Annotated in this window: 5 protein-coding genes; 2 read left to right on the top strand and 3 right to left on the bottom strand. The window is 68.9% G+C overall.

The annotated features are described in order from the left end of the window. Window positions 1-328 precede the first annotated feature (328 nt). Window positions 329-1,018, bottom strand: a complete 690-nt coding sequence (locus IY392_RS11225; RefSeq protein WP_182612028.1) for a YceI family protein — start codon at window positions 1,016-1,018, stop codon at window positions 329-331. A gap of 283 nt (window positions 1,019-1,301) precedes the next feature. On the opposite strand from IY392_RS11225, the gene IY392_RS11220 reads away from it, so the two are divergent. Continuing rightward, window positions 1,302-1,778, top strand: a complete 477-nt coding sequence (locus IY392_RS11220) for a serine/threonine protein kinase (protein ID WP_182627393.1) — start codon at window positions 1,302-1,304, stop codon at window positions 1,776-1,778. 227 nt (window positions 1,779-2,005) lie between these two features. Then, entirely contained in the window at window positions 2,006-2,695 is a 690-nt protein-coding gene (locus tag IY392_RS11215) for a hypothetical protein (protein WP_194861257.1), read from the top strand. 4 nt (window positions 2,696-2,699) lie between these two features. Here the strand turns inward: IY392_RS11215 and IY392_RS11210 are convergent, their stop codons facing one another. After that, window positions 2,700-3,332, bottom strand: a complete 633-nt coding sequence (locus IY392_RS11210) for a response regulator transcription factor (RefSeq protein ID WP_194861256.1) — start codon at window positions 3,330-3,332, stop codon at window positions 2,700-2,702. Further along, window positions 3,329-3,917, bottom strand: a 589-nt coding sequence (locus tag IY392_RS11205) for a sensor histidine kinase (RefSeq protein ID WP_194861255.1), incomplete at its 5' end; no start/stop codon positions are given. The genes IY392_RS11210 and IY392_RS11205, both read right to left, overlap by 4 nt.

The following is a 3,917-nucleotide window of genomic DNA, read 5'->3' as shown; positions in this document are numbered from 1 at the left end:
GCCAGCGCCGCGCCGGCGGCGAGGGCGACCGTGAAGACGCCTGAGCTGATGGTCCGTGAGCGCATCGGGGGCCTTTCCTGGGCAATGGCTGAGTGACTGACCAGGTGACCGTAGGAGGGTCTGGTGCCGGGTCCCTGTCGGCGGGGTGGCGACCAGCTGAACAGTCGTTGTCGTCGGCTGCCGCACGACGGCGAGTGGGCCCGGTCCGGGAGCCGGCCCGAACCGGTGCTCACCCTGAGCCTGATTCTCTTCCTGGCGGCCTAGCCCGGGGGAGCGGTGCATCCGCTTCCGACGGGGGAGCAGGAAGCGTATCGAAACCGAGGCACGGCTACTGCCGGGCCAGGCTCACCAGGAAGTCGATCGTTCCGGCCGGTTCCACGGCGACGAAGCCGAGGCTCGGCGGCTCGACCCCGACCTCGGCCCAGGTGAGGGGGACCGCGCCGGAGGCGATCAGGGCGTCGCCCGTCCACAGGACGGTCACCTCGGTGTGCTCACGCACGGTCGTGCCCTTGATCGTCAGCTCGACCACCATCGGGATCGATACCGTTGTGCCGTCCGACGGCACCGCAGCCAGATCCACAGGTTCGGCCACGGTGAGTGTCGCCGAGGGATGGGACCCGGTGTCGAGGATCTGGGGGGAGCGGGCCTGAACGTCGCGCTGGTCGATGTCCGTCTCGATTCCCGCCACCTGCACGTCGAACGATGCGGACTCGAGGGTGGTCCCGGACACGACCGCCCGCCCGCTCACCTGGTCGGTGCTGCCGACGACGGTGACCGGCTCCCCCCGCAGGATCTCGTTGACCGTGTACCCGGCGGTCGTCTCGTTGGGCGCGGTCCCCGGCACCACCACCCACGTGCCCTCCAGGGTGCCGGTCGCCTCCTCGGCTCCGTCGACGGAGACGGTCGCGGCCGGCGCGTCGTCACCTCCACGCACGGCCTTGTAGAGGTAGGGCGCTGCGATCAGCGCGACGACGACGATGACGACGACAGCGCCGATGATCCAGGGGAGTCTCCGCATGGGACGAGCTTAGGAGTCGATGCCCCCGTTCCGCAGCGACGATGCGTTGAGATCGTCCGTCGAGACGATGACGCGACCTGACTCGTTCTCAGGTCGAAAACGTGGCGTTCAGGACCTTCATTCGCGACTTGTACCACGCAGCGTCACTTATTCTCATTCTCAGCGGCAGGTTGGTCGCGAGCGTGTTCGGGTGGCCGGGAGGCGCGACATGAACCAGAACCCTCCTCCTCAGTGGAGTGATTACCCCACGTCGGAGTTCGGACGAATTCCGCAGGCGAGCCCGGTGGCGACCAACCAGAAGCAGTCGATGTCCCCGGCCATGGCCGTGATGATCACCCTGATGGCCGTGCTGATCGTGGGTCTGATCGCGGTGGTGGCGTTCCTGATGATCCCGCGATTCACTAGTACGACTACTGCACCCGTGACATCGACGGTGTCCGCCACAGCGACGGCCTCGAGTGTTGGGGAACCGGACCGGCCTCAGGTTCAACCGGCGCAACCTGCTGCACCGTCCGGGTCATTCGTGTGCTCGAACGTCGGCGGAGGCCCGCTCGCGCATTCGGCGGTGGGCTCATCAGTCACCTCGTGCGAGTTCGCAGTGTCAGTTCGTTCCACCTACCTCGCATCCGGAGGCAACGGGGGCCCGATGACCATCGACGCCTACAGCCCGGTGACGGGTGCGACGTACACGATGTCCTGCTCGGGCGGACCGGTGGTGACCTGTACCGGCGGCAACAACGCTGTCGTGTACATCTACTGATGGGTTTTCTGAGCAGGCGAGGGGCACTGACCTCGGGTGCCTGCGGGCTCGTTCTCGTCGTGTGCGGTTGTGGTGAGTTGGTCCCCACGAGCGGGCCCGTACAGACCGTCTACGTCACCTCCACAGTCACCACCGTCTCTCCGGGACCGGACGGACCAGGTGGAGAAGGGATTCCGGGAGCTGCCCATCGCCCGGTCTCACCGATAGCCGACCCCAGGACCGGTGGTGTGGATCTCGCCGGAGTGATCGGTGGTATTCCGAGTCCGGTTGGTATCGCCGCAGCAGGCGTCGGTGGTCGGACCGACGTCCAGAAGGCGGGAGGCGTGCAGTCGGGTGCCGCCTGGTCGACGATAAAGGTACCCTTGGCCGTCGCCGTCGCGCGCACATCTCCGGCCGCGCTCGAGTCGGCAGCTACCGCGATCACGGCATCCGACAACGCGGCGGCGGAGCGATTGTGGGATTCACTCGGCGGGGGAGCCTCGTCGGCGGCTGGGATCGGCGCAGTGCTCGCGGATGGGGGTGACAGCACCACCCAGGTGCCGGCTGTCCGCACCCGTGCGGAGTACTCGATCTTCGGTCAGACTCAGTGGCCGCTCGTGGGTCAGGCGCGGTTCGGAAGTCTCCTACCGTGCATCGGGTCATCGAGCCGAGTTCTCGATCTGATGGGCCAGGTCTCACCCGATCAGAGCTGGGGACTCGGCCGCATACCGGGAGCTCGGTTCAAGGGTGGCTGGGGGCCGGGTGAGAGTGGCGGCTATCTCGTGCGTCAGTTCGGGATAGTGCCGGCTGCGGGAGGGGAGTTAGCCGTGGCCATCGCGGTCGAATCAGCGTCATTCGGCGAAGGCGTCGACGCACTCTCAGGAGTGGCGGATGCGCTTGCTCTTCAGCTTCCTTCGATACAGGGTGGGCGGTGCTGATCGGCTACACCACCCCGAGCTCGCGGGCCCTGGCCACCGCGGCCGTCCGGGACGTCACACCGAGTTTGTCGAAGACGTGCACGAGGTGCGTCTTGACCGTCGCCTCCGACACGTGCAGGGACGTCGCGACCTGCCGATTGGTCTCGCCCGTCGCCACCGCCCGCAACACCTCCACCTCGCGATCGGTCAGCACCGGCCGTGGGTCGCGCAGCCGGGTCATCAGAGTGGCGGCGACGGTCGGGGAGAGCGCGCTCTCCCCGGCCGCCGCGGCGCGGACGGCGGCCAGCAGCTTGTCGGGACCGGCGTCCTTGAGGAGGTACCCGCAGGCCCCGGCCTCGATTGCCCCGATGATGTCCGCATCGGTGTCGTGGCTGGTCAGGACCAGGACCTGCGGTGGTGACTCGAGTGCGCGGAGTCGCCGGGTCGCCCTGACGCCCGCGGAGGCGTCACCCGCGAAGCGCAGGTCCATGAGCACCACGTCCACGTCGCCGATCCGCGCCCGCTCGACGGCGCCGTCAGCGGTGGGGACGTCGGCCACCACCTCGATGGCGGGGTCCGAAGCGACCAACGCGCGAAGTCCCGTCCGGACCACCGCGTGATCGTCCGCGATCAGAACGCGCACGCTCGTCGTCGTCATGTCCCCGAGCCTCCCACCACCGTCGGGAGCACGGCGCGGATCGTGGTTCCCGCGCCGGTCTCGGAGCTCACGTCGAACTCTCCTCCCAGCCCGGACACCCGACGCGCCATCCCGTCCAGACCGAACGATGCGGTGGGCCGAGGCGCGGCGACGTCGAAACCCCGACCGTCATCGCGTACCTCGAGCGCGACAGCGGTGGATGACCCGGTCAGCGTCACCTCCACCCTCGAGGGTGAGGCGTGTGTGACCGCGTTCGCCAACGCCTCCTGCGCCACGCGGACGAGCACGGCGGCGACCTCGGGGGGTGGGTCGACCTCGAGGGCGCAGTCCGCGGTCACCTCGATCCCCGGATGCTCCGCGCGGGCCCGCTCCGCGACACGGCCCAGTGCGCCCGCGAGCGACACGCCGTCGAGCGGAGCCGGGCGTAGCGCGGCGATGAGGCGGCGGGTCTCGGTGAGGTTCTCGCCGGCCACCTCTCGCGCGAGGCGGGTCTGGTCGACGGCCGGGTGCGAGGGGTCCGCGCGCTCGACGGCGTGCAGCAACATACCGATGCTCGCGAGCCCCTGGGCGACGGTGTCGTGGATC

This window comes from Dietzia sp. SYD-A1, assembly GCF_015356725.1.
GTDB lineage: Bacteria > Actinomycetota > Actinomycetes > Mycobacteriales > Mycobacteriaceae > Dietzia.
Note: the sequence above shows the minus strand (reverse complement) of the source record. Positions and strands in the feature narration are given on the sequence as shown.